The organism is Streptomyces sp. Ru72 (assembly GCF_002920635.1).
Taxonomy (GTDB): Bacteria; Actinomycetota; Actinomycetes; order Streptomycetales; family Streptomycetaceae; genus Streptomyces.
Genome location: NZ_PQSR01000025.1, coordinates 1 through 24,388 on the forward strand (window position 1 = coordinate 1; position 24,388 = coordinate 24,388).

Here is a 24,388-nt window from a genome sequence, read left to right on the forward strand (position 1 = left end):
GCCGTGCCGCTCGGTCCCCGCCCCCGGGTCCGTGCCGATCACGGAGCCCTTGGGCACGTCCTCGCTGAACGCCTGTGTGACCATGCCCGGCACCAGGCCGTCCTTCTTCAGCCGGGCCTGCGCCTGGTCCAGCGGGTAGCCCTTCAGATCGGGCACCTGCACGGTCTCAGGCCCGTCCGAGAGCGTCAACGTCACCGCGTCGTGGGAGCGGATCCGCGCACCCACCGCCGGATCGGTGCTGATCACCGTGCCGCGCTTCACCGTGTCGCTGTAGGCGTGCTTGACCTGCTTGACCTCCAGACCGGCCTGCTTCAGCCGGGCCCGGGCGTCGGCCTCCGTCTTCGCCAGGAGCGGCGGGACCTCGGTGAACTGGCCGGAGTTGATGTACCAGACCCCCGTGCCGACACCGAACACCACCAGCACGGCGAGGATCAGCGCGAGCAGCCCGCGCCGGGGCCGCGGCGAGCGCCGGGACGGCTCGGGCGGCGGGGTGTGGAGCCGGCTCGTCCGGTTGAGGACGGCCTCCCGGTCCTCGCCCACAGGGTGGGGGGGCAGCAGGCGGGGGATCACGCTGGTGCGGTCCTCGGCGTTGTCGTGCTCCGCGGCGACGGCCCCCGGCGGCACGGCGTCCAGCTGCTCGTCGGTCAGCGCGCCACGGGCTTGGAGCACCTGACCCAGCAGCGCCACCGCATCGGCCGGGCGCAGCTCGGGGTTGCGCGCGGTCGCCGACGCGACCAGGTCGTCGAGTTCGACGGACAGCCCGGGCACGGCGGCCGACGGCGGGGGCACGTCCTCGTTCAGGTGCCGGTAGAGCACCTGGGCGGGGGAGTCGCCGTGGTGCGGTTTCGCGCCGGTCAGCATCTCGTGGAGGACGACCCCGCACGCGTACACGTCGACCCTCGGGTCGGCCGCGCCGTGCTCGATCTGCTCCGGGGCGAGGTAGGCGACGGTGCCGAGGACGGCGCCGGTGGTGCTGGTGACGGTGTCGACGGACCGGACGAGACCGAAATCGGCCACCTTGACCCGGCCGTCGTCACCTATGAGGACGTTCTCCGGCTTCATGTCCCGGTGCACGAAGCCGGCGCGGTGCGCGGCCCCCAGGGCGGCCAGTACCGGCTCCAGGATGTCCAGGGCCGCGCGCGGCTGCAGCGCCCCGCGCTCCCGCAGCACGTCGCGCAGGGTGCAGCCGGCGACGTATTCCATGGCGAGGTAGACGTACGACCCGTCTGCACCCTGATCGAAAACCTGCACGACGTTCGGATGATCGAGACGGGCGACCGACTTGGCCTCGCGTATGAAACGCTCGACGAACGAGCCGTCGGCCGCCAGCGTCGGGTGCATCACCTTCAGCGCGAGCACACGGTCCAGGCGGGTGTCCAGGGCCCGGTAGACCGTGGCCATCCCGCCGACCGCGATCCGCGCGTCGACGCGATAGCGGCCGTCGAGCACCTGCCCGACGAGAGGGTCCTGAAGGGTCGTATCCACGCTGGTGAGTCTACGAGGGGGCACTGTCACTCACCGTCCGCTGCGGGGATACCGGGGCCCGACTGCAGCCGACCTGTGACGCGACCTCCTCCGGGCCGGCTCAGAAGGCCGGCAGCTCCGGGTCCAGCCGGGCCATGCCCTCCATCGGCGACGACGCCTCAGCGAAGTGCCGGCGCGGGATACGGCCGGCCCGGCGGGCGAGCCGGCCGGCCTCCACCGCGTGCCGCATGGCCTCCGCCATCAGGACCGGCTCCTGCGCCCGGGTCACGGCCGAGGCCAGCATCACACCCGCGCACCCGAGCTCCATCGCCAGCGCCACGTCCGACGCCGTGCCCGCGCCCGCGTCCAGGATGACCGGCACGCGCGCGTGCTCCACGATGAGCTGGAAATTGTGCGGGTTGCGGATGCCGAGCCCGGACCCGATCGGGGAGCCGAGCGGCATGATCGCGGCGCAGCCGACGTCCTCCAGCTTGCGGGCCAGAACGGGGTCGTCGTTCGTGTACGGCAGCACGGTGAAGCCGTCGTCCACCAGCGTCTCGGCCGCCTCCAGCAGCTCGATCGGGTCCGGCAGCAGGGTCCGCTCGTCGGCGATGACCTCCAGCTTGACCAGATCCGTGCCGAGGGCCTCGCGCGCGAGGCGGGCGGTGAGCACGGCCTCGCCCGCGGTGAAGCAGCCGGCCGTGTTGGGCAGCACCCGGATGCCCAGCTTGTCGAGCACGGACAGGACCGAGCCGTGCACCGAGGCGTCGACGCGCCGCATCGCGACCGTCGTCAGCTCCGTGCCGGACGCCACCAGCGCCCGCTCCAGCACGTCCAGGCTGGGCGCCCCACCCGTTCCCATGATCAGCCGGGACGAGTAGGTGGTCCCACCGAGGACGAAGGGATCGTCAGCCATGGGTCAGCCTCCTTGGACGGCGGTGAGGACCTCGACGCGGTCCCCCTCGCTGAGGGACGTCGACGCCCACTGCCCGCGCGGGACGACGGTTTCGTTGACGGCGGCGGCCACGCCCGAGGGGGCAGCGGTCAGGCTCCGCACCACCGCGTCGAGCGCGACACCGGGGGTGACCTCGCGGGTCTCCCCGTTGACCGAGATGTTCATACGGGCTGCTCCGTGAGTGCGGCGGCGGTGAAACGCCGCGGGGTGAAGGGGCGGGCCTCCTGGGGAAGCTCACCCGTGGTCAGCACGTGCGCCATGACGTCGCCGGTGACGGGGGTGAGCAGGACACCGTTGCGGTAGTGGCCGGTGGCCAGCAGCAGGCCGTCCAGCCCGGTGGGGCCGAGCAGCGGCGCGTTGTCCGGGGAGCCCGGGCGCAGACCCGCCCGCGTCTCGGTGAGCGGCAGTTCGGTGATCCCGGGCACCAGCTCGTGCGCGTCCCGCAGCAGCTCGTACACCCCGCCCGCGGTGACCGTGGTGTCCCAGCCCAGCTCCTCGCTGGTCGCGCCGACCACCAGCTCGCCGTTCTCGCGCGGCACGAGGTAGATCGCGCCACCGCGGACGACGGCGCGCACCGTACGGCTCAGGAACGGCGCGTACCGCTCGGGCACGGTCAGCCGCAGCACCTGCCCCTTGACGGGACGTACGGGCGGCAGGACGTCGTCCGGCACGCCCGCGAGCCGCCCGCTGAGGCTGCCCGCGGCGAGGACGACCTGTCCGGCGGCGAGCTCGGTGCCGTCGGCGGTCCGCACCCCGCAGGCCCGCTCCCGCACCACCGTGAGCCGCTCGGCCCACACCCGGTGGAAGACCACCCCGGCGCGTTCACAGGCCGTCACCAGGGCTGCGGCGAGGCGGCGCGGGTCGATCTGGTGGTCGCCGTCGACCCTGAGCCCCCCGCGCACGCCCGGCGCGAGCATCGGCTCCAGACGGCGGCACTCCCGCCCGCTCAGCCACTCCGACTCCAGCCCCGAGCGCTGCTGCAGGGCGTGCAGTTCGCGCAGCTCGGCACGGTCGTCGGTGTCGAGCGCGACGGCGAGCGTGCCGCAGCGGCGGTAGCCCAGGTCGCGGCCGGTGGCCTCGGTCAGCTCGGCGGCGAAGTCCGGGTAGCGGCGCGCGGAGGCGAGGTTCAGGGCGAGCAGCGTCTGCTCGCCGTAGTGCAGCTCGGTGACGGCGGCCAGCATCCCGGCGGCCACCTGCGCGGCTCCGCCGCCCGGCTCCGGATCCACCACGGCGGTGGCGAACCCGCGCTGCGCCGCCCGCCAGGCGGTCACCAGACCGATGATCCCGCCCCCTATGACGAGGACGTCCGACACGGTCGACGCATCGCGCGATGCCGACGGTTCGTCCGGTGTACGCGACATGGGCGTCCAGCCCCTCCCTTCGCCGGCATGACCCGGATCAGGTTCGTACGGTCGGAGGCCGTCCCAGCCTCCCTCTCAGCCCGGTGCGCCGGGCTCCCGCGAGTGCTTACGGTGGCAACCCTAGCCCCCGCAGCGCCGCCCTTGTAAGACGGCCTCCGCCCGGGCCAGGGCTGTGTACGACGTCACTCAGCACGCCCCCTGACTGACAATTCGTCAGTTGTCTATGGTGATCAGGTGAGCGAGCAGACGCAGGCACGGGGCGGTACGGCACGGCGCGTCGTCGTCGTGGGCGCGGGCATGGCCGGGGTGCAGACCGCGGTCGCCCTGCGGGAACAGGGCTTCACCGGCGGCGTGACGCTGATCGGGGCGGAGCCGCACCAGCCGTACGACAGGCCGCCGCTGTCCAAGGCCGTGCTGCTCGGCAAGGCCGAGGGCTCCGCCTTCGACGTCGACTTCGAGGCGCTGGACATCGAGCTCGAGCTGGGCTGTGAGGCGACCGGCCTGCGCCCCGAGGACCACGAGCTGGACACCGAGCGGGGCCCCGTCCCCTACGACGTCCTGGTCATCGCGACCGGGGCGGAGCCGATCCGGCTGCCGGGCGCGGAGGGCGTCCCCGGGGTGCATCTGCTGCGCACGCTGGACGATGCCGAGCGGCTGCGGCCGGTGCTCGCCCGGCAGCACGACATCGTGGTCGTCGGCGCGGGCTGGATCGGGGCCGAGTTCGCCACCGCCGCGCGCGAGGCGGGGTGCGCGGTGACCGTGGTGGAGGCCGCGGACCGGCCGCTCGCGGGAGCGCTGCCCGCGGAGGTGGCGGCGCCGATGACGGCCTGGTACGCGGACAGCGGGGCGGAGCTGCGCACGCACGCGCGCGTGGAGCGCATCGAGCCGGGCGCCGTGGTGCTGGACGACGGCTCCCGGGTGCCGGCCGGGGCGGTGGTGGTGGGCATCGGGGCCCGGCCCGCCACGGCCTGGCTGGCCGGGTCCGGGGTCGAGCTGGGCGTGTACGGCGAGGTGCTGGCCGACGACCATCTGCGCACCTCGGTGCCGGACGTGTACGCGGTCGGTGACTGCGCGTCCTTCCCGTCGGGCCGCTACGAGGAGCGCCTGCTCGTCCACCACTGGGACAACGCCCTCCAGGGTCCGCGCACGGTGGCCGCGAACATCATCGGCCAGACACCGGTGGCGTACGACCCGGTGCCGTACTTCTGGTCGGAGCAGTTCGGCCGGTTCGTCCAGTACGTGGGCCACCACGCGTCCGCCGACACGACCGTGTGGCGCGGCGAGCCCGAGGGCGCGGCCTGGACGGTCTGCTGGCTGCGCGAGGGCCGCCTGGTGGCACTGCTGGCCGTGGGCCGCCCGCGGGACCTGGCGCAGGGCCGCCGCCTGATCGAATCGGGCACCCCCATGAACCCCGCACTGCTCTCGGACCCGTCCCGCCCGCTGAAGGAGGCGACGGCGTAGGGCGCAAACCACCCCCTCCGCTCTCACCCCGCCGGAGGCGCTCCGCTTCCGACTGTCAGTCCGGGATGGCAGGCTTGATCCCGTGACCGAGATTGACGCAAAGATCGATGCTCTCGTCCCCGCCTGGCTCACCCTGCCCGACATCGCCGAAGCCCTCGGCGTGGAGGTGACCCGCGTGCGGCAGCTGGTCAAGGAGGGCCAGCTCATCGCCGTCCGCCGAGGCGAGAACAAGGCGCTGCACGTCCCCGCCGCCTTCATCGACGGGGACAAGGTGGTCAAGGGGCTGGCCGGCACCCTGACCCTGCTGCGGGACGACGGCTTCACGGTCGAAGAGATGATCGAGTGGCTCTTCACCCCCGACCCGACCCCGCCCGGTACCCCCGCGCAGGCTCTCAGCGAGAATCGCGGCACGGAGGTGAAGCGTCGCGCGCAGGCGCTCGCCGTCTGATCGACCCGGCCTGATCGAGCCGGTCCGATCGGACCTGACCCGATCGGACCGGTTCCGGTCTGATCAGGCCGGCACACAAGAACGACCGTCCGGCGTACGGGCCGCGGCTCAAGGGACACGCCCCGGCCCCGGCCGACCGCGCTCCGCCGCGGCCCGTACGCCACTGACAACGGGGGGAACACCACCGTGCCCGACACCGCCCGCACCGCCCGGCTCGCCGACGCCCGCGTCTATCTGTGCACGGACGCACGCAAGCGTCAGGGCGACCTCGCCGAGTTCCTCGACGCGGTCCTCGCCGGCGGCGTCGACATCGTGCAGCTGCGCGAGAAGGGCATGGAGGCCGCCGAGGAGCTGGAGCACCTCCAGGTCTTCGCCGAGGCCTGCGCCCGCCACGGCAAGCTCCTCGCGGTGAACGACCGCGCGGACGTCGCCCACGCCGCCCGCCCCGACGTCCTGCACCTCGGTCAGGGCGACCTCCCCGTCCCCGCGGCCCGCGCAATCCTCGGCGACGACATCCTCATAGGCCGCTCCACCCACTCCGAGGCGGAGGCCGAGGCCGCCGCCGTCCAGGAGGGTGTGGACTACTTCTGCACCGGCCCCTGCTGGCCCACCCCCACCAAGCCCGGCCGCCCCGCCCCCGGCCTCGGTCTGGTCCGTCACACCGCCGCGCTCGGCACCGACCGCCCCTGGTTCGCCATCGGCGGCATCGACCTCGGCAATCTGGACCAGGTCATCGAAGCCGGCGCACGCCGTGTGGTCGTCGTCCGCGCGATCACGGAGGCGGACGACCCCGGCGCGGCGGCGGCCGAGTTCGCCAAGCGGCTGCGCGCCGCGTAGCGGCGCCGGGAGGCCGGTCCTTGCCCCGCGTTGTCCGATGGGTGGACAACAAGTCGACAATTCGGGCAAATTCCCGGCGTCCGGTTGGGGGACCGCCGAGCCCTGGCTAACCTGCGACTATGGCCCTTGGAACCGCATCCACGAGGACTGATCGCGCACGGACCGTGCGCGACATCCTCGCCACCGGCAAGACGACGTACTCGTTCGAGTTCTCGGCACCGAAGACCCCCAAGGGCCAGCGGAACCTGTGGAGCGCGCTCCGGAGGGTCGAGGCGGTCGCCCCCGACTTCGTCTCCGTCACGTACGGCGCCGGCGGTTCCACCCGCGCGGGCACGGTCAAGGAGACCGAGCAGATCGTCGCCGACACGACGCTCACCCCGGTCGCCCACCTCACCGCGGTCAACCACTCCGTCGCCGAGCTGCGCAACATCATCGGCCAGTACGCCGACGCCGGGATCCGCAACATGCTCGCGGTACGCGGCGACCCGCCCGGCGACCCCATGGGCGAGTGGGTGCCGCACCCCAGGGGCCTGACCTACGCGGCCGAACTCGTCCGGCTCATCAAGGAGTCGGGCGACTTCTGCGTGGGCGTCGCCGCCTTCCCGGAGATGCACCCCCGCTCCAGCGAGTGGGACACCGACGTCGCGCACTTCGTCGACAAGTGCCGGGCCGGCGCCGACTACGCGATCACGCAGATGTTCTTCCAGCCGGAGTCGTACCTGCGGCTGCGCGACCGGGTCGCCGCGGCCGGATGCGACACCCCGGTCATCCCCGAGGTCATGCCCGTGACCAGCGTGCGGATGCTTCAGCGGCTGCCCCAGCTCAGCAATGCCGCCCTCCCCGACGGTCTGAAAGAGCGGATCCTCGCGGCGAAGGACGATCCCGCGGCGGTACGCTCGATCGGCATCGACTTCGCCACGGAGTTCTGCGCGAGGCTGCTGGCCGAGGGGGTCCCCGGACTGCACTTCATTACACTCAACAACTCCACGGCGACGCTGGAGATCTACGAGAACCTGGGCCTGCACCACCCGCAGCGGGCCTAGACCGCCGCACCCGTATGCGACACACTGCGTAGCGGCCACTGGGAGAGGGGCGTACATGGGCTGGACGGTCCTCTACATCGCGTTCGGCATCGTCGCGCTGTGGCTGCTCGGTGAGGTGCTGCTGCAGTACAAGGCACGCCTGCGCTGGCGGCTGCTGGCGTTCGCGGGATTCCTCGGCGTCGTGTTCGGCGTGCTCATCCAATCCGTCGTGGTCATCGGTCTGGGCGCCGCCGCCTTCGCGGTCGGGCAGACCTACGTCACCCTGTCGTTCCGCCGCGGGTTCGCGTCCGGCTGGGCCGTCGGCAACCGCCCGCGCGAGGGCGCGGGCACCGGAAGCAAGCGCCGCCGGGGAGAGAAGGCCCGTCAGGAGGAGGCGGCGGAGGACACCGACGTGGAGCCGGCGGCCGCGACGACGACGATGCCCGCCGGAACGCACCGCCAGGACGACGCGTACGACGAGGACGACCACGACGACGTCTTCTCCCGCCCGGGGACCGCCTCGCCCACGGAGACCGCGGCCGAGGCGACCGCCGTCTACGAGCCCCAGCCCCTGCCCGAGGACACCGGCTCCTACGGCGTCTACTCGGACGCCGCCTACACCACCGCCGAACAGCCCCAGGAGCAGCAGGCCTACGCCTACGACGGCTACTCCGGATACGGCCAGCAGCACTACGGCTACGAGGGCGGCCAGCAGCAGTACGGCGGGTACTCCGACCCGTACCAGGGCACGGGGACCTACGGCACCGGCTCTTACGACACCGCCTACGGCGGCGAGCAGCAGTACGGGCAGCAGGCGTACGGTCAGGACCAGTACGCCACCGGCACCTACGGCGAGACCCCGCCCGGCGGTGTCTGGGTGCCCCAGCAGCGCACCACCGACGAAGCGCTCGGCGGTGAACTCCCGCCCGAGCAGCCGTACCCCTACCAGGACAACGGCACCCCGCACGGCAACGGCTACGACGAGCGCTACCGCTTCTAGGGCTCTGGAGCCGCCCGCGGCGCCTACTGCGAGCCCCGGAAGTCCGGCCCCTCCACGATGAGCCCGGCGACCAGGGCGCCCGACATGCCGGCGTGGGGGAGCCCCCCACCGGGGTGGGACCAGCCGCCGACCCGGTGAAGACCGGGCAGTCGCGTGGTGTTCGCAGGGTGCAGGAAACGCCCCTTGCCTGCGGCCAGCGCGGGCGCGGGCACGGCCCCGGAGGGGGCGCCCGTCTCGTCCTCGATGTGTCCGGGCGCACGCACCTCGTGCCACAGAAGCCGCTCGGGTAGACCGGGTATCGCCTTCTCAGCGGCTTCGAGGAGCAGGTCCGTGTACCGCCGGACCGTTCCCTCGTCCTCCCAGGGGGCTTCCGAAGACACCACGGCGGACGCCACCACGGACTCGTGCTCGCTGTCGGGCGCGAGTGTGCGGTCGTCGGGGCGCAGGACGGTCACCGTGGGTGGCGGGGGTACGTCGCCGCCCGGTGAGGCCAGGAAGTCCCACTCAGATTCGGGGGCCGCCGGGTGGACCACCGTGCGGTGCACGGCGCCGGGCTCCCGGCCGCCGCGCAGGGCGAGCAGCAGGGTGAACCGGGAGGGTGGGACTGCGCCGGGGTCGGAACCTACGTCACCCTCGCCGTCCAGCGAGCGGTCCGTCAGGGCCCGCAGCCGCGCCGGGTGGACGTCCGCCACGACATGGTCGGTTTCGGCCACCCTCCCGTCCGCCAGTTGCACACCCGCGGCCCGGCCGTCCTTCTCCACGATCCGGGTGACCTCGGCGCCGAAGACGAACTCCACCCGCCGCTTGCGGCATCGCTCGTACACCGCGCGCGCCAACTCCCTCATGCCACCGCGCACATACCAGGTGCCGAAGGCGTGCTCCATGTACGGCAGCACGGCCGCGCTCGCCGGAGCGGTCCAAGGGGAGAGGCCGTACGCGAGCGCATGACTCACCAGCAGGGCCTCCAGCCTGTCGTCGCGCAGCTCCCAGAAGGCGATCTCGGTCAGCGTCCTGGCCCGGCGCGTGCGCAGCAGCCGCTTGTGCGGCACCGCCGGATACGGCTCCTTCTCCGCCAGCACCTGCCAGTTGGGCCACAGCGGCTCCTCCAGGAGCGGCCGGCGCGTGCGGTCCCAGGCCTCGCGCGCCCGCACCAGGAAGTCGCCCCAGCGCTCGCCCGCCCCCGCGCCCAGCGCCTCGTCCAGGGCCGCGACGACACCCGCGCGCGAGGCGTTGGGCAACGCCACCTCGGTGCCGTCCGCGAAGACGTGCCGTGACGACGGGTCCACCTGGACCAGATCGACGCAGTCCTCCAGCGGCTCCTTGCCGGTCTTGACGAACAGATCGCGGTACACGGCGGGCAGCGTCAGCAGCCCGGGGCCCGTGTCGAAGCGGAACCCGTCCCGCTCGAACCGGCGCACCGCACCGCCGTACGTCTCCGTGCGCTCGTACACCACCACCCGGTGGCCCGCGACGGCCAGCCGGGCGGCGGCCGCCATCGCGCCCATCCCGGCGCCGATCACCGCAATCCGTGCCATGCCTGCGACCTTATCGGCCGCCGCCGACAATCCGGCCGCGGGCCTGTGACCGGCGCCTCTCGCCACATTCGCGCCCTGAGCGCTTGGGCATGAGTATCCGTACCTAGGCGGAGAGATGAGTATCTGCGCGGATGGGGTCCGACCCGCGCGGACGAGACAGTGGAGGCACGGAAAGGGGCACGGCTCCGGCACCGCCGACACGGGGCGGCGGAACGGTGCCCGCCCTCGACCGCTCCTTCCGCCGGCACTCGTCCGGCGGAAGCGAGGCAGGGGGAGACCCGGGGGAAGGACCGAACGGGGGTCACGGGGGCACGACGGAGCGCCGGTTCGAGGCGGCCCGCCAAGGGCGCGGCCACACGGACCGGCGCTTTCGTCTGCCAGGCATCACCGGCCGTCCAGCGCCCTACCGGCCGCCGCTCACGCGCCCCTGGATCAGCCGCGACAGCGCCGCGTGGACATCGTCCAGGGAGCGCTCCGGCTGGAAGGACTGCCAGTCCAGCGCCGCCACCAGCACCATGCCGACCAGCGCCGCCGCCGTCAGCGGGACGTCGATCTCGCCGCTGAACTCGCCGCTTTCCACACCCGCGCGCAGCACGTCCTCGATGGCCGCGACGACCTGCTGCCGGACCACCATCAGCGTGGACTGCCAGGCCCGGTTGGTGCGCCACAGCTCGGCCACGTAAAGCTGGGTGAAGGACGGGTAACGGGCGATGAAGGCCAACCCGGCGCGGATCATGGCGTCCAGGGCGTCCACCTTGGTGCCGCCCGCCCGGTCGCTCTGATCGGCCGCATCCCTCAGGGAAGCGGTGAGGAGCCCCACACCGTGCCGCAGCAACTCCTCGAAGAGGACCGACTTGCTCGCGAAGTTGTAGTAGACCGTGCCCTTCGCGACCCCGGCCCGCTCCGCGATCTCGTCGACGGTGGTCGCGGAGAAACCCTGCTCCGCGATCAGGGTGACGGCCGCCTCGTAGAGCTTCTGCCGGGTCGCCTCGCGGCGGCTGGAGCCGCCTGACGTAGCGGCGCTGCTGCGTTCCATGGCCCTGATTCTCACAGGAACGGCCCGGTGGGATGGCGCGGACCTCACAGGTTCAGCTCCGGGTGCAGCCGGTCGAGCGTCCACACCTGCCTGCGGCGGGCCGACAGGGCGGTCAGTGCGAGGCCGCCCGCGGTGAACGCCGTGAGCACGGCGCACGCCTGCCACACGGGACCGAGGCCACCGCCCGTGATGAGCCTCCGCAGCGCTTCGACGACGTAACTCATCGGCAGGAAGGGGTGGATCGCGTTGAAGAAGCCCGGAGAGGTCTGCACGGGGTAGGTACCGCCCGCGGACGTCAACTGGAGCATCAGCAGGGCGAGGACGAGGATCCGGCCGGCCGCCCCGAAGCGCGCGTTCAGCCACTGGACGAGCGCCGCGAAGCACGCCGCCACCAGGAAGAGGAACCCGATCGTCCCCGCCGCGCGCGTCATCTGAAGACCGATCGCCCAGTGCAGCACGGCCATCAGGGCGGCCGTCTGCAACACGCCCACGGCGGCCACCGGCAGCCAGCCCGCCAGCGCGGTCCGCCAGGCGGAGGCGCCCGCCGCGAGCGCGCGCCGGTTCATCGGCGGGATCAGCATGTAGGCCACCATTGCTCCCACCCAGAGGGACAGCGGGATGAAGTACGGGGCGAAACCGGTGCCGTAGTTGGGCGCGTGGTGCAGGTCCCGGGAGGCCAGCTGCACCGGGTCGGCCATGACCTGGGTGCGCCGATCACGGTCCTGCTTGTCGTAGTCGGGAATCCTGCCCGCGCCGTCGTGCAGTCCGCCGGCGAGCTTCCCCGAGCCGTCGGCGAGCTTGTACATGCCGCCGTTCAGGTCGATCGCGCCCGCCTCCAGCCTGCCGATGCCCGAGTCCAGGTCGGCCGCCCCGGCCCGGGCGGTGCTCAGGCCGGTGTGCAGGGTCCGGGCGCCCTTGGCGACCTCCGCGGCGCCCTTGTCGAGCGCGTCCACCTTGGAGACCGCGTCGTCGAGGTCGTCGGACAGGTGGGGTGCCGCCTCGGCCAGCGCCCGGGCCTGCCGCTGGAGGGTCTTCAGGTCCTGCCGCATGGCGGTCATGTCTCCGTGGTAGTCCCGCACCACGGTGTTCACGTCCTTGGCGAGCCGCGCCGCGTCCGCCGCGGCGTCCTTCGCCTTCTTCAGGTCCGTGCACGCCGGGTCGGGCAGGACCTGGCTGACACAGCGCCTCTCGTACACCGCGTCCAGCGTCTCGGACGCCTCACGCGTGCCCTTCTCGGCGACGGGGGCCGCGGTGACGAAGGCGTCGAGGTGATCGCTGATGACGCCCGCCGAGTCGGCCACCAGGGTCGCGGTGTCGGCGATCTGCCGTCCGTCCTTCTTCAGGAAGGGCCGCACCTGGTCGGCCGCGCCGTGCACCCGGTCTGCGAGCGCCCGGGTGCCGTCCGCGACCTGCCGGGCGCCGTCCTGGAGGGCGCCCGCGCCCTGGTCGAGCCTGGTCAGGCCGCTGGACAGCTTTCCGCTGCCGCTCTTGGCCTCCTTCAAGCCGTCGGCCAGGTCCTTGGAGCCCTTCTCCGCCTTGCCGATCCCGCCCGTGAGCTGGTCGGCGCCGTCGGCGGCTTCGACGGTGGCCCCGTGGATGTCCGAGAACGAGATGAAGATCCGGTCGAGGAACGACCGCGACGTCCTGGTGGAGGCGGCCGCACGCACCTCGGCGAACACCGTCTTGGAGATCTGCCCGACGATGTAGTTGTTGGCGTCGTTCGTCCGCACCTGCAGGGCGCCCGTCTCGGGGGAATCGCCGGAGCTGGAGGCGATCTTGGCGCTGAAGTCCGACGGCATGGTCAGCGACAGGTAGTAGGTGCCGTCCTCGACGCCCTTCCTGGCTTCGGCGGCGCTGACCCGGTGCCACTCGAAAGTGTCGCTCTTGAGGAGTCCTTCGACGAGGTCGTCGCCCGCGGTGAGCCTCCGGCCGGCGACGGTCGTGCCCTTGTCGTCGTCGACGAGCGCCACGGGGATGCGGTTCAGTCGCCCGTACGGGTCCCAGAACGACCACAGGTACAGGGCGCCGTACAGCAGCGGCAGCAGCAGGAGCGCGACCAGCGCCGCACGCGGCAGCTTTCCCCTGCCGAACCGCCTGAGCTCAAGCGCGGCCAGTCTCGGCGAGCGCATCCGCCGTCTCCTTGTCGTCGTCGCCGTTGTCTCGGGTCGGCTCGTCGGGGGTGGTCTCCTCGCGCGCGTGCCGCGCGCCGGGTGCCGTCGAGACCACGACGGTGTCCTCGGGGGCCTCGGTGCACACCGCGAGGACGGTCGTCCCGGCTTCGGTCAGCGACCTCAGAAGGCCCCAGACTTCGGCCCGTTCGGCGGGGGACAGCTTCAGGTCGGCGTCGTCGACGGCGAGCAGGCGGGGCCGGCCGATCAGGGCCAGCGCCACGGACAGCCGCAGGGCCTCCAGTCGTTCCAGGTCGCGTACGGCGGTCCGGCGGCCCTTGGGCAGCTGTTCCGTGTCGAGCCCGGCGGCGGCGAGGGCGGTGTCGATCCGGCGTGCCGCCTCGGCCGCCCGATCACTCCTCGGCCGCAGCAGCGCCCGCAGGGAGTCCCCGAACCTGCTCTCCAGCAGGGCGCGTTCGCGCAGGTGCTCGCCGACGGTCAGGGCCGGGTCGAGGTCGGTGACACCGGGCACGTGCGCGAGCGCGCTGATCCGGCGCACGGCGGACATCTGCTTGGGCAGCCGGTGCCCGCCGACCGTGGCCCCTCCCTCGCTCGGCCTCATCCGCCCGGTGAGCGCGAGCAGCAGACAGGTGCGGCCGGAGCCCGAGGGGCCCTCGACTGCGATGAGCGAGCCGGGCTCCGCCTCCAGGTCGACGCCGCGAAAGACCCAGCCGCGCGGTCCCTTCAACCCGAAGCCGACGGCACTGACGGCGACCCGGGCCGCCGTCTCCTGCATGTCCATGTCCCCCCTCGTTCCCCTGGGTCGGACACCCAGTCCCGGGGTCCCGTCACAGGACCCCGGGTTTTTGAACTGACTGGTCAGTGCAAAAACTACCCCGAACCTCTGAGCGAAGCAAAAGAGCAGGTCAGAACGGATTGTCAGTGCCATACCCCACGATGGGCACATACGGCAGCCCGTATCAGGGCGTGCCGTCACACAGACGACAGGAGGTTCGTCATGGCCAGTCACCACGCAGCCGCCGCACGCCGGCGCCGCGCCACCGGCCCTGCCCCCTCACTGACCGGCCCGGCGAGCGACGTGCACCCCGTGCTGCGCCGGGCCACGGCCCCGCCCGCCGCCCTCGACCTGCTGGCCCAGGCCCGCGCCGCACTGGAGGAGGCCACCCTCCTCGAAACGCCGAACGAGCGGTACGCGACGGCCCATCTGGCGGCCCTGCGCACCGCCGCCGCCGTGCTCGCCGCACGCGGGCGCCCGGAGCCGACCGCGCGTCGCCGCGCGAAGATCCGCAGCGCCTGGGAGGTGCTCCCCGAGATCGCGCCCGAACTCACCGAGTGGAGCGCGCTGTTCGCCTCCGGAGCCGCCCGTCGGGCTCGCGCCGAGGCCGGCATCCGGGGTGCGGCCGGCACCCGGGACGCGGACGACCTGATACGGGACGTGGCGATGTTCCTGCGCCTGGTCGAGCGGATGCTGGTGCTGCAGCCGGTGCTTCCGCAGCCGCGACAGGAGAGGGAGCGGGAGATGCCGGACGCGGGGTGAGGATCCTGGTGGGGTGAGGGGTCCGGGGCGGGGGCCGGAGGCAATAGGGTGGAGGCGCCTGAAGTCTTTCGCCCTGGTAACGGGTGTCGGAAGGCCGTCCGATCGCTCCGCCGAACACCAGGCGGTGCCGCGCCGAGGAGTCAACTGCCGTGTCGGACCCCACTCGCCCCCGCGCGTCTCTCCGAACCGCCGTGGTCTGGGAGGTCCTCAAGGACGCCCTCGACCGTCGGGTCAAGGCCACGGGACGGGACGTGCTGGACGTCCTCGACACCGGTGGCGGCAGCGGCAACTTCGCCGTGCCCGTCGCCCGCCTCGGTCACCGCGTCACCGTCGTCGATCCCAGTCCGAACGCGCTGTTCGCGCTGGAGCGCCGGGCCGCCGAGGCCGGTGTCGCCGACCGGGTGCAGGGTGTGCAGGGCGACGCGCACGGCCTCTTCGACGTGGTCGAGCGCGGCGGCTACGACGTGGTGCTGTGCCACGGCGTGCTGGAGTACGTCGACGACCCCGCCGAGGGCGTCCGCAACGCCGTCGCGGCCCTGCGCACCGACGGTGTCCTCAGCCTGCTCGCCGCGGGCCTCGGCGGCGCCGTGCTCGCGCGGGCCCTCGCCGGACACTTCAAGGAGGCCAGGCAGGCGCTCCAGGACCCGAACGGCCGCTGGGGCGAGGGCGACCCCGTGCCGCACCGCTTCACCGCCGAGCAGCTCACCGCGCTCGTCGAGGAGGCGGGCCTGAGCGTGGGCGCGGTGCACGGCGTGCGGGTCTTCGCGGACCTGGTGCCCGGGGTGCTGGTGGACACCGAGCCGGGCGCGCTGGAGGCGCTGCTCAAGCTGGAGGCCGCGGCGGCCGAGTCCCCGGCGTTCCACTCCGTGGCGACGCAGCTGCACGTGCTCGGTGAGACCAAGGGGGCCGAGGAGTCCTGAGCGGCCTGTCCCGGCGCCCCGCTGATCAGCGGCTTGGCGGCGGATGGAGTACGCCACAGGCCCCCCGATCGGGCGGTTCGCGCCGTATGATCGAGGGAGACCGACCGGCATGACGGGTCGGCCGCTGGGGAATGAAGATCTCAGTGAGCCGGGACGGGCGTGGCGGATTCCGGTTGGCCAATTGGCGTAGAGGGGCGGGTTTCAAGGGGGCGATTCCCTGCCTATCCTGAAGGGGACCCCCGGTCGCCCCGGCGACTGCACGATGAGGAGGACTCCGTGCCGCTCTCGGAGCACGAGCAGCGCATGCTCGAGCAGATGGAGCGAGCGCTGTACGCCGAAGATCCCAAGTTCGCGTCGGCGCTTGAGGGAAGCGGGCTGCGTACGTACACCCGGCGGCGGGTCTACCAGGCGGTCGCGGGCTTCCTCGTGGGTATCGCGCTCCTCATGGCCGGAATGGTCGCGAAGCAGATCTGGATCAGCGTGGTGGGCTTCCTCGTCATGCTGGGCTGTGCGGTGCTCGTGGTGACCGGTTGGCGCAAGGTTCCCAAGCCGGGTGAGCAGGGAGCGCCGGGCATCCGCCGTCAGGTGCGCCAGCGACGCTCCATGATGGACCGCATCGAACAACGCTGGCAGCGCCGACGGGACGAACAGGGCCAGTAGCCGTAGACGTGACGGAACAGGGGCGACCGGAAGGTCGCCCCTGTTGCTGTACCCGTACCCGGCCCAGGTGAGCCGCCGTAGCCCGTGCCGTGCGCCGCCTCGCACGGGCGGACGGGCGGCGCCGGACTTGCCGACGGCGAGCCGGCAGCGCCTGCAGGCCTGAGAGGCCGGCCGAGCCGGGTGGACGGGCTGCGCGGTGTCCGGTGCCGCCCGCCCCGTCGCCAGGGCGGGCGGCACTCCGTGTCAGCCTCCTCGCTGGTCCGACGGGCGGCGTGTCAGGGCCGTCCAGCGGGTCGCCCAGCGCGTCCTCAGGTCGGCCCAGCGGTCGGCCGCAGCCCATACCGCGCGCATCGCCGAGGGAGGGGCCACTATCGCGCGGAGGCGGGTGCAGCGGCCGGCCGTGGAGCGCAGGGACGCTCGCAGCTTGCGTACGTCGTCCACCAGGCCCGTCTCGGACCGCGGCACCGGTGCGTACAGCACCTGCTCCACCGCACCCGCCACCCGGTGGACGGCCCCAGCCGTCTCGGGGTCCAGCCGGCCGAGCCGCACGATCCGCTCGGCGGCCTTGCGCGGGGTCAGCGCGTCGTCCGGCGCGATGCCGTAGTCCCACGCCGTGTCCGTGAGCTCCCGCCAGACTGCCAGGGTGTGCCCCACGGCCACCTCGGTCGCCCGGCTGGAGGCGGGCTCACCGGGCAGCACCGCCATCCCCATCCCGTCCGCATACCGCTCACCGCCGCGATCCCCGCGACGGACGCGTGCAAGGGGCAGCGCGGACGGAGCGTGCTGCGCGGAGGCCAGCCGCACCGACCGGCTCCTGAGCCGCCACAGCATCGGCGTCAGCGGCACCGCCACCAGCACCAGACCCAGCAGGGCCCAGAACAGCAGCCGGTACCACGGCGGCCCGTCATCCCCGGAACCCGCAGCGACCTGCGCGGACTGGCTCGGGCACCCCTCGATCTTCCGCAGGGCCGCCGAGCAGCTCTCACTCGTCGACGGCGCGGTGGACGGCGCCGTCGACGACGACAGCGACGGCCGCGGCACCACCGGAATCTCCCCGTTAGGAGTGTTGGCCTGCGTGTACGACGGGGTCGAGCCCCGGTTCGGGGTCGGCTCGAAACGGGTCCACCCCACGCCCTCGAAGTACAGCTCCGGCCACGCGTGCGCGTCCCGCAGCCCCACGGACATCGAACCGTCCCCCTGCGGCGACCCCGGGGTGAAGCCCACCGCGACCCGCGCCGGTATCCCCAGCGTCCGTGCCATCGCGGCCATCGCGAAGGAGAAGTGCACGCAGAAGCCCTGCTTGTCCTTCAGGAACCGGGCGATCGCGTTCGGTCCGGTGCCGACCTGCACCTGTGTGTTGTAGGTGAAGCCGCCGTCGACCGCGAAGTAGTCCTGGAGCTTGACCGCCTCCTCGTAGTGGTTCGACGACCCGGCCGTCACCCTGCGGGCCGTCTGCGCCACCACGGCGGGCAACGAGGACGGCACCTTCGTGAACTCGCGCTTCAGCGACGCCGGCGGCTCAGGCGCGTCGGCCAGCTGCTCCGCCGTCGGCTGCACGATCAGACTCTTGACGTCGTACTGCACGCCCCGCGTGTTCTGCCCGTGGTCGCCCACGAGCGTGCGGCCCACCGGCTCGTACCGCCAGCTGCCCTTGATCCTCACGCTCGTCGCCGGGTAGGGCATCGGCAGCCAGTCCTGCGCGTACCAGTCCGCCGCCGAGATCCGCGTCTCGATCTCGGTCCGCCGCACGCTGCCCGCGAGTCCGGTCGGCGTCGGGAGCGAGTCCGGCACGGAGGTGATGTGCCGCTGCGCGGGCTTCCAGGTGGTGCCGTCGAAGTCGTCCAGGGCGACGATCCTTAGGTACATGTCCTGGGTGTCGTCCGTGTTGGTGCGGTACGCCATGACCTGGCGGTCCTGGTCCACGTTCAGGCTGTCGCGCAGCGACACCAGCGGGTTGACCGCGGAGATCGTGTTGCCGTCGCCGAGCCCCGCGCCCACCCCGGCCCCGGTGCCGTCCAGCAGCCCGCCCCGCAGGGATGGCAGGGCCAGCGGCACCACCAGGGCGATACCGAGGGCCAGCGCGCCGATCCGCCGCCCGGTGCGCACGGGAGCCACCGCGCCCCCGGAGTCCCCGCCCCCCGCGCGCGGGGCGCCTGTGAAGACCCGACCCCACTGGGACAGCCGGTCCCGGCCCTCGGCCAGCAGCAGCATCAGATAGCCGCCCGCGGCCACCAGGAACCACACCCAGTCGGCTCCGCCGTGCGACAGGGCGGTCGCCACCGCGTACAGCGCGAGCAGGGGCAGTCCGGCCGGGGCCGCCGCGCGGAACGTCACCGCCAGCGCGTCCACCAGCAGCCCGATCAGCAGTACCCCGCCGACCATCATCAGCCGGATCCCGGGCGTCAGTGGCGCAGGGCTCGTGTACCGCCCGACGTCGTCCCTACCCGACTGCAGCAGCTCGCCGAAGTGGTGGAAGGCATCGGGGCCGGGGACGAACCCGGCGAGGGCCTGCTGCCGGGCGAAGATCAGCGTCAGCAGCAGCAGGGCGACCACCACCTGACAGGCGAGGGTCAGCGGACGCGCCAGCGGCACCCGCCGGGTCGCCGCGCCCACCCCGGTCACCACCGCCACCAGCAGCACCGCCTGGAACAGCCAGGTCGCCGGACTCACCAGCGGCAGCAGGGCACACGACGTCATCAGCGTCGCCGTCGCGGCGCAGAGTGCCAGACGCGCGCGCCCGCTCATGACCGTCCCTCGGTGCCGCTCAGGGCGCCCACCCCCGTGCGCTGCCGGTCCGCCTCGCGCCACAGCTCCGTCAGGGTCACGCCCCGGGGTACGGGCACGGCGGTCCAGCCCGCCTCGCGCAGCAGCCGCAACCGCTCACCGCTCCGGTCCCCTGGGCCCGGCACATCGGTCGGTTCGCGTCCCCAGGCGTCGCTGTCCAGCACGAACGCGAGCGCGCCGCCGCTGCGCCCGCTCATCTTCGCGGCCATCGCGGTCTGCTCCTCGTCGAGATCGCCGAAGAACGCCACCAGCAGCCCCTCGTTCCCGCCGCGCAGCACGTCGTAGGCGCGCGACAGACCCGCGCCGTCCGAGTGGTCGATCACCGCGAGTGTGTCCATCATCAGCCCGGCCGCGTCCGCGGACTCCTGGCTCGCTCCCGCGAACCCGTCCGCACCCTCACCGGGCACCGAACTGCCCGTGTCGGTCAACAGCCGCACCGAGAAGCCCCGTTCGAGCATGTGCACCAGCGCGGACGCCGCGCCCGTCACCGCCCACTCGAAGGCCGAGTCCGGGCCCGCGCCCTGGAAGGCGATCGCCCGGGTGTCGAGCAGCACCGTGCACCGGGCCCGCTGCGGCTGCTCCTCCCGGCGCACCATCAGCTCGCCGTAGCGCGCGGTGGAGCGCCAGTGCACCCGGCGCAGGTCGTCGCCGTACCGGTACCCGCGCGGTATCACGTCGTCCTCGCCGGCCAGCGCCAGCGAGCGCTGCCGCCCGTCGCCGTACCCCTGCGCCTCGCCTGCGAACCTGACCGGCGGCAGCGGCTCCACGCGCGGGATGACCGTCAGGGTGTCGTACGTGGAGAAGGAGCGGCTCAGCTCGCACATCCCGAAGGGGTCGGTGAGCCGCAGCTGGAGCGGGCCAAGCGGGTACCGGCCGCGGAGGTCCGAGCGCACACGGTAGGACACCTCGCGGCGGCCGCCGGCCTCCACCCGGTCCAGGACGAACCGGGGGCGCGGCCCGAGGACGTAGGGAACCCGGTCCTGGAGCATCAGCAGCCCGGTGGGCAGCCGCGAGACGTTGTCCATCCGCAGATGGACCCGCGCCTCGGACCCGGCCGGCACCCGCGAGGGGGACAGACGACGGCTGCCCGCGACCCGGTAACGCGTGCGGTACAGCACGGTGGCGCACGCCAGGGGCAGTACCGCGAGCAGGATGCCCACCCGCAGCAGCTCGCTCTGGCCGAGGACGTAGGCGCAGATCGCGGCGGCCACACCGGCGGCCAGGAAGGACCGGCCGCGCGTGGTCAGCCCGGCGAGCGCGGTGCGCAGCCCGCCCCCGTCCTCCTCGGCGGTGCGAGCCGTCCCCCCGTGGGTCATCACAGCCCCCGGGGCGGCTGCTGGCCGAAGCCGCGACCCGTGGTGAAGCCGGACTGCTGCTGGGGCCCGGCGGGCACGGGGGTGCTCTGCAGGATCTCCTGCACGACCTGCTCCGCCGTACGGCGGTTGAGCTGGGCCTGGGCGGTGGGCAGCAACCGGTGGGCGAGGACCGCCACGGCGAGCGCCTGCACGTCGTCCGGCAGCGCGTACTCCCGGCCGGCCAGGGCGGCGGAGGCCTTCGCCGCGCGCAGCAGATGCAGCGTGGCGCGCGGCGAGGCGCCGAGTCTGAGATCGGGGTGCGTGCGTGTGGCGGCGACCAGGTCCACCGCGTAGCGCCGGACCGTCTCGGCGACGTGGACACCGCGGACGGCCTCCACCAGCTTCACGATCTCGTGCGCGTGCGCCACAGGCTGGAGGTCGTCCAGGGGGCTGACGCCGCCGTGGATGTCGAGCATCTGCAGTTCGGCCTCGGGGCTGGGGTAGCCGATGGAGACACGGGCCATGAAGCGGTCGCGCTGGGCCTCGGGCAGCGGGTAGGTGCCCTCCATCTCCACCGGGTTCTGGGTGGCGACCACCATGAAGGGGCTGGGCAGTTCGTACGACTGGCCGTCGATGGTGACCTGCCGCTCCTCCATCGACTCCAGGAGCGCGGACTGGGTCTTGGGCGAGGCGCGGTTGATCTCGTCGCCGATCACGATCTGGGCGAAGATGGCACCCGGCTTGAACTCGAAGTCCCGCCGCTGCTGGTCCCAGATGGACACGCCCGTGATGTCCGAGGGCAGCAGGTCGGGCGTGAACTGGATGCGCCGCACCGAGCAGTCGATGGACCGGGCCAGCGCCTTGGCGAGCATGGTCTTGCCCACGCCGGGTACGTCCTCGATCAGAAGGTGCCCCTCGGCGAGCAGCACGGTCAGCGAAAGCCGTACGACCTCGGGCTTGCCCTCGATCACGCCTTCCACCGATCTGCGGACGCGCTCCACAGTGGCGGTCAGATCAGTGAGGCTCGCTCGATCGTCATAGGTCGTCACCCGGCCCTCCTCGGCCCGTTCTTTCTCCGGGCCGACGCTCTGCTGTGCGGACCGGCCCACCCCGAATCACGGACACCACGCGTGAGAAGTTCCGCGTGACGCCACAACCCGCAATCTTGCCGCCGTTACCGATTCGTGTCACTCGCCTGTGGATAACTGGCCGCGATATGTCGGCCTTACGGGCTTTTTAGCGCACCAAGGCCGGGATCTTTGTCCGAATGGACTTTTCTCGGTGGCCCGCTGACGGCGGGTGGAGTACGGGGTGGGGCCGGGAACGTGCCGTTACGCCGGATCGATCTCCCGCAGCCGGCCCGTCTTCACGTCGAACACGAAACCGCGCACGTCGTCCGTGTGCACCAGGAACGGCGAGGTGCGCACCCGCTGCATCGACTGCCGCACGTCCTGATCGACGTCGCGGAACGCCTCGACCGCCCAGGAGGGGCGCTGGCCGACCTCCATCTCGAGATCGTGCCGGAACTCCTCGGTCAGCGACTCCAGGCCGCAGCCCGTGTGGTGGATGAGCACCACGCTGCGGGTGCCGAGCGCCCGCTGGCTGATGGTGAGGGAGCGGATCACGTCGTCGGTGACCACGCCGCCCGCGTTGCGGATGGTGTGACAGTCGCCCAGCTTCAGGCCGAGCGCGGCATGCAGGTCCAGGCGTGCGTCCATGCAGGCCACGACGGCGACGCCGAGCACGGGACGGGCGTCCATCCCGGGATCGGCGAACGCCGTGGCGTAGCGCTGGTTGGCCTCGACGAGGCGATCGGTGACGGAGCCCACTATGGCGCCTTCGGGACCGGCGGGTACGGATGCGGAAGTCGTCATACCCATGACGTTACTGGTCATCGGCGATCTCGGCCCGCTGTGGACGGGGACAAAAAACGCCACCGTGGCATGGTGTGAGGTAACCCACAGGCGACGGGAACATCCATCGGACGGGTGCATCCTTTCGAATCCTTCCGTCGTGGCGGGCCGGTGGCGCCACACGCAGGCCCGTTGATTGACCGCGGGACGGGGTGGACTAAAGTGACGCGAAGCGGGAGGCGAGACGCTCTCCCCGCCACTGTTCACCCCGGAGACGCCGGCGGACGCCGACGACTCCCCGCGTGCGCGGCGCGTACGTACGGCTCGGCCTCCTCCCGCTCCCGGTCGGCTGACGCTTCCGGCGCCGGCAGGCCGCCTTGTGAGCGGGCGGGGACCCGGCGGTGCGACGCGGGCCGCGCCGGATCTGAGAGGCCCCCTTGTCCCAGAGTCGACACGTGCCCGTCATGCTCCGGCAGTGCCTGGACATGCTGGCCCCGGCCCTCGCCGAACCGGGGGCCGTCGTCGTCGACTGCACCCTCGGGCTCGGCGGCCACAGCGAGGCGCTGCTGACGCGGTTCCCCGAGGCCCGGCTCATCGGGCTGGACCGGGACAAGGAGGCGCTGCGCCTGTCCGGGGAGCGCCTCACCCCCTTCGGCGACCGCGCCACGCTGGTGCACGCGGTCTACGACGAACTGCCCGACGTGCTCGCCCGGCTGGGTGTTCCGCGCGTCCAGGGCGTGCTCTTCGACCTCGGCGTCTCCTCCATGCAACTCGACGAGGCGGAGCGCGGCTTCGCCTACGCCCAGGACGCCCCGCTCGACATGCGCATGGACCAGACGACGGGCATCAGCGCCGCCGAGGTCCTCAACACCTACCCGGCCGGCGACCTGGTGCGGATCCTGAGGACGTACGGCGAGGAGAAGCAGGCCAAGCGGATCGTGTCCGCGATCGTGCGCGAGCGCGAGAAGGAGCCGTTCACCAACAGCGCGCGGCTCGTGGAGCTGATCCGCGACGCGCTCCCGCAGGCGGCCAAGCGCACCGGCGGCAATCCGGCCAAGCGCACCTTCCAGGCACTGCGCATCGAGGTCAACGGCGAGCTCGCCGTCCTGGAACGGGCCATCCCCGCGGCCGTCAGGGCGCTGTCCGTCGGCGGCCGGATCGCCGTCCTGTCCTACCACTCGCTCGAGGACCGCCTGGTCAAGCAGGTCTTCGCGGCGGGTGCGGCGAGCACCGCGCCCCCCGGGCTGCCGGTCGTCCCCGAGCGCTACCAGCCCCGGCTCAAGCTCCTCACCCGCGGTGCCGAACTTCCCACCGAGGAGGAGATCGCCGAGAACCGCCGGGCGGCCCCGGCGCGTCTGCGTGGTGCCGAGCGCGTCCGCGAGGACGTCGAGTGAGCCAGGGCACCGAGTGAGCCGTACGACAACCGAGTGAGGCGCACGAAAGGGGTGGGCGAGTGAGCAGGAGACGCGAGGAGGGTGTGGAAGCGCGGCGGGAGGGCGTGTGAGCGGCAAACCCGAACTCAGGGGCCGGGCAGCCCGGCTCGCCCGGCTGATCCCCGCCGGCGGCAGCCGTGCCGCCCGTACCCCGTTCGTGCTGCTCGTCGTCCTGCTGCTCGGCGGCGGCCTCATCGCGCTTCTGATGCTCAACTCCGCGCTCAGCGAGGGCGCGTTCAAGCTCGACGACCTGCAACGGCAGACCAAGAGCCTCACCGACGAGGAACAGGCCCTCCAGCGGGACGTGGACGCCTACTCCGCGCCCGAGGCGCTGCAGCGCCGGGCCCGCGAACTCGGCATGGTTCCCGGCGGCGATCCCGTCTTCCTGAACCCCGACGGCACCGTCAAGGGCGTTCCCGTGCCCGCTGGCCAGCAGGCCTCGGCGAGCACCGCCGCAGTGCGCCCGCCCGAGGCGCTCGGCACCGGCTCCAGCCCTGCGGCACCGCCGTCGCCGGCCCGCTCCGCCCGTCCGGCGGCCACCCGCTCGGCTGCGTCCCCGACTCCGGCGGCCGGCTTGGCCGCGTCCCCGACTCCGGCGGCCGGCTCGGCCGCGTCCCCGACCCAGCCCGTACACCCCTCCCCGACCCCCGGCAGGTGA

General features: G+C 72.8%; 22 protein-coding genes and 1 riboswitch. Of the genes, 10 read left to right on the forward strand and 12 right to left on the reverse strand.

The window, feature by feature from the left end; translation table 11 throughout:
• The 4 genes from pknB to thiO all read right to left on the reverse strand — a co-directional run.
• A partial coding sequence (gene pknB / locus C3488_RS14675) for a Stk1 family PASTA domain-containing Ser/Thr kinase (RefSeq protein WP_181139020.1) occupies nucleotides 1-1,485 on the reverse strand: 1,485 nt, incomplete at its 3' end.
• A gap of 100 nt (nucleotides 1,486-1,585) precedes the next feature.
• Nucleotides 1,586-2,380, reverse strand: a complete 795-nt coding sequence (locus C3488_RS14680) for a thiazole synthase (RefSeq protein ID WP_103839847.1) — start codon at nucleotides 2,378-2,380, stop codon at nucleotides 1,586-1,588.
• A 3-nt stretch (nucleotides 2,381-2,383) separates the two neighbouring features.
• A complete protein-coding gene (gene thiS / locus C3488_RS14685) occupies nucleotides 2,384-2,584 on the reverse strand; it encodes a sulfur carrier protein ThiS (RefSeq protein ID WP_103839848.1) in 201 nt (66 codons plus the stop codon).
• A complete protein-coding gene (thiO, locus tag C3488_RS14690; protein ID WP_103839912.1) occupies nucleotides 2,581-3,780 on the reverse strand; it encodes a glycine oxidase ThiO in 1,200 nt (399 codons plus the stop codon). Before thiO ends, thiS begins: the two co-directional genes overlap by 4 nt.
• Nucleotides 3,778-3,890: riboswitch (TPP riboswitch) on the reverse strand. It overlaps the preceding gene by 3 nt.
• A 124-nt stretch (nucleotides 3,891-4,014) precedes the next feature.
• Here thiO and C3488_RS14695 point away from each other — a divergent pair.
• The 5 genes from C3488_RS14695 to C3488_RS14715 all read left to right on the forward strand — a co-directional run bounded on the left by C3488_RS14695 (nucleotide 4,015) and on the right by C3488_RS14715 (nucleotide 8,548).
• Nucleotides 4,015-5,241: an NAD(P)/FAD-dependent oxidoreductase gene (locus C3488_RS14695; protein ID WP_103839849.1), complete on the forward strand. Its 1,227-nt coding sequence runs from the start codon at nucleotides 4,015-4,017 to the stop codon at nucleotides 5,239-5,241.
• Between the two features lie 82 nt (nucleotides 5,242-5,323).
• Complete coding sequence (locus C3488_RS14700) at nucleotides 5,324-5,689, forward strand: Rv2175c family DNA-binding protein (protein WP_103839850.1); 366 nt, start codon at nucleotides 5,324-5,326, stop codon at nucleotides 5,687-5,689.
• A 186-nt stretch (nucleotides 5,690-5,875) separates the two neighbouring features.
• Nucleotides 5,876-6,526, forward strand: coding sequence for a thiamine phosphate synthase (gene thiE, locus C3488_RS14705; RefSeq protein ID WP_103839851.1), 651 nt, complete (start codon nucleotides 5,876-5,878; stop codon nucleotides 6,524-6,526).
• Nucleotides 6,527-6,645: 119 nt separating this feature from the next.
• Nucleotides 6,646-7,569: a methylenetetrahydrofolate reductase [NAD(P)H] gene (gene metF / locus C3488_RS14710; protein ID WP_103839852.1), complete on the forward strand. Its 924-nt coding sequence runs from the start codon at nucleotides 6,646-6,648 to the stop codon at nucleotides 7,567-7,569.
• A gap of 55 nt (nucleotides 7,570-7,624) precedes the next feature.
• Nucleotides 7,625-8,548: a hypothetical protein gene (locus C3488_RS14715; RefSeq protein ID WP_103839853.1), complete on the forward strand. Its 924-nt coding sequence runs from the start codon at nucleotides 7,625-7,627 to the stop codon at nucleotides 8,546-8,548.
• A gap of 23 nt (nucleotides 8,549-8,571) precedes the next feature.
• Here the strand turns inward: C3488_RS14715 and C3488_RS14720 are convergent, their stop codons facing one another.
• The 4 genes from C3488_RS14720 to C3488_RS14735 all read right to left on the reverse strand — a co-directional run bounded on the left by C3488_RS14720 (nucleotide 8,572) and on the right by C3488_RS14735 (nucleotide 14,029).
• Nucleotides 8,572-10,083 (reverse strand): NAD(P)/FAD-dependent oxidoreductase, encoded by a 1,512-nt coding sequence (locus C3488_RS14720; RefSeq protein WP_181139021.1) that lies wholly within the window; start codon nucleotides 10,081-10,083, stop codon nucleotides 8,572-8,574.
• Nucleotides 10,084-10,486: 403 nt separating this feature from the next.
• Entirely contained in the window at nucleotides 10,487-11,119 is a 633-nt protein-coding gene (locus tag C3488_RS14725; RefSeq protein WP_103839854.1) for a TetR/AcrR family transcriptional regulator, read from the reverse strand.
• Nucleotides 11,120-11,163: 44 nt separating this feature from the next.
• Nucleotides 11,164-13,248, reverse strand: a complete 2,085-nt coding sequence (locus C3488_RS14730) for a YhgE/Pip domain-containing protein (protein WP_103839855.1) — start codon at nucleotides 13,246-13,248, stop codon at nucleotides 11,164-11,166.
• A complete protein-coding gene (locus C3488_RS14735) occupies nucleotides 13,220-14,029 on the reverse strand; it encodes an ATP-binding cassette domain-containing protein (RefSeq protein WP_103839856.1) in 810 nt (269 codons plus the stop codon). Before C3488_RS14735 ends, C3488_RS14730 begins: the two co-directional genes overlap by 29 nt.
• A gap of 216 nt (nucleotides 14,030-14,245) precedes the next feature.
• On the opposite strand from C3488_RS14735, the gene C3488_RS14740 reads away from it, so the two are divergent.
• The 3 genes from C3488_RS14740 to C3488_RS14750 all read left to right on the forward strand — a co-directional run bounded on the left by C3488_RS14740 (nucleotide 14,246) and on the right by C3488_RS14750 (nucleotide 16,365).
• Nucleotides 14,246-14,785, forward strand: a complete 540-nt coding sequence (locus C3488_RS14740) for an SAV_6107 family HEPN domain-containing protein (protein WP_103839857.1) — start codon at nucleotides 14,246-14,248, stop codon at nucleotides 14,783-14,785.
• 149 nt (nucleotides 14,786-14,934) lie between these two features.
• The gene (locus C3488_RS14745; protein ID WP_103839858.1) at nucleotides 14,935-15,705 is read left to right on the forward strand and encodes a methyltransferase; all 771 of its coding nucleotides are present in this window, start codon (nucleotides 14,935-14,937) and stop codon (nucleotides 15,703-15,705) included.
• A gap of 276 nt (nucleotides 15,706-15,981) precedes the next feature.
• Nucleotides 15,982-16,365 (forward strand): DUF3040 domain-containing protein, encoded by a 384-nt coding sequence (locus C3488_RS14750; protein WP_103839859.1) that lies wholly within the window; start codon nucleotides 15,982-15,984, stop codon nucleotides 16,363-16,365.
• A 243-nt stretch (nucleotides 16,366-16,608) separates the two neighbouring features.
• Here the strand turns inward: C3488_RS14750 and C3488_RS14755 are convergent, their stop codons facing one another.
• The 4 genes from C3488_RS14755 to C3488_RS14770 form a co-directional block, all read right to left on the reverse strand.
• Complete coding sequence (locus tag C3488_RS14755) at nucleotides 16,609-19,110, reverse strand: DUF3488 and transglutaminase-like domain-containing protein (protein WP_103839860.1); 2,502 nt, start codon at nucleotides 19,108-19,110, stop codon at nucleotides 16,609-16,611.
• Entirely contained in the window at nucleotides 19,107-20,465 is a 1,359-nt protein-coding gene (locus tag C3488_RS14760) for a DUF58 domain-containing protein (protein WP_103839861.1), read from the reverse strand. Before C3488_RS14760 ends, C3488_RS14755 begins: the two co-directional genes overlap by 4 nt.
• On the reverse strand, nucleotides 20,465-21,493 hold the full coding sequence (locus C3488_RS14765; protein ID WP_103839914.1) for a MoxR family ATPase: 1,029 nt from the start codon (nucleotides 21,491-21,493) through the stop codon (nucleotides 20,465-20,467). The genes C3488_RS14760 and C3488_RS14765 overlap by 1 nt, the downstream gene beginning before the upstream one ends.
• 282 nt (nucleotides 21,494-21,775) lie before the next feature.
• On the reverse strand, nucleotides 21,776-22,318 hold the full coding sequence (locus C3488_RS14770) for a carbonic anhydrase (protein WP_103839915.1): 543 nt from the start codon (nucleotides 22,316-22,318) through the stop codon (nucleotides 21,776-21,778).
• A 416-nt stretch (nucleotides 22,319-22,734) separates the two neighbouring features.
• Between C3488_RS14770 and rsmH the strand changes: the two genes are divergently transcribed.
• Nucleotides 22,735-23,691 carry a 16S rRNA (cytosine(1402)-N(4))-methyltransferase RsmH gene (gene rsmH, locus C3488_RS14775; protein ID WP_103839862.1) on the forward strand — a complete coding sequence of 319 codons (957 nt, stop codon included), beginning with the start codon at nucleotides 22,735-22,737 and terminating at the stop codon, nucleotides 23,689-23,691.
• A gap of 106 nt (nucleotides 23,692-23,797) precedes the next feature.
• On the forward strand, nucleotides 23,798-24,388 hold the full coding sequence (locus C3488_RS14780; RefSeq protein ID WP_103839863.1) for a septum formation initiator family protein: 591 nt from the start codon (nucleotides 23,798-23,800) through the stop codon (nucleotides 24,386-24,388).

Bases quoted from the DNA above. Each gene is read 5' to 3' on its own strand.
- C3488_RS14725 (WP_103839854.1), bottom strand. From the start codon at position 11,119: ATGGAACGCAGCAGCGCCGCTACGTCAGGCGGCTCCAGCCGCCGCGAG.
- metF (WP_103839852.1), top strand. From the start codon at position 6,646: ATGGCCCTTGGAACCGCATCCACGAGGACTGATCGCGCACGGACCGTG.
- C3488_RS14735 (WP_103839856.1), bottom strand. From the start codon at position 14,029: ATGGACATGCAGGAGACGGCGGCCCGGGTCGCCGTCAGTGCCGTCGGC.
- C3488_RS14755 (WP_103839860.1), bottom strand. From the start codon at position 19,110: ATGAGCGGGCGCGCGCGTCTGGCACTCTGCGCCGCGACGGCGACGCTG.
- C3488_RS14740 (WP_103839857.1), top strand. From the start codon at position 14,246: ATGGCCAGTCACCACGCAGCCGCCGCACGCCGGCGCCGCGCCACCGGC.
- C3488_RS14760 (WP_103839861.1), bottom strand. From the start codon at position 20,465: ATGACCCACGGGGGGACGGCTCGCACCGCCGAGGAGGACGGGGGCGGG.
- C3488_RS14680 (WP_103839847.1), bottom strand. From the start codon at position 2,380: ATGGCTGACGATCCCTTCGTCCTCGGTGGGACCACCTACTCGTCCCGG.
- thiO (WP_103839912.1), bottom strand. From the start codon at position 3,780: ATGTCGCGTACACCGGACGAACCGTCGGCATCGCGCGATGCGTCGACC.
- C3488_RS14715 (WP_103839853.1), top strand. From the start codon at position 7,625: ATGGGCTGGACGGTCCTCTACATCGCGTTCGGCATCGTCGCGCTGTGG.
- thiS (WP_103839848.1), bottom strand. From the start codon at position 2,584: ATGAACATCTCGGTCAACGGGGAGACCCGCGAGGTCACCCCCGGTGTC.
- C3488_RS14730 (WP_103839855.1), bottom strand. From the start codon at position 13,248: ATGCGCTCGCCGAGACTGGCCGCGCTTGAGCTCAGGCGGTTCGGCAGG.
- C3488_RS14720 (WP_181139021.1), bottom strand. From the start codon at position 10,083: ATGGCACGGATTGCGGTGATCGGCGCCGGGATGGGCGCGATGGCGGCC.
- C3488_RS14770 (WP_103839915.1), bottom strand. From the start codon at position 22,318: ATGACGACTTCCGCATCCGTACCCGCCGGTCCCGAAGGCGCCATAGTG.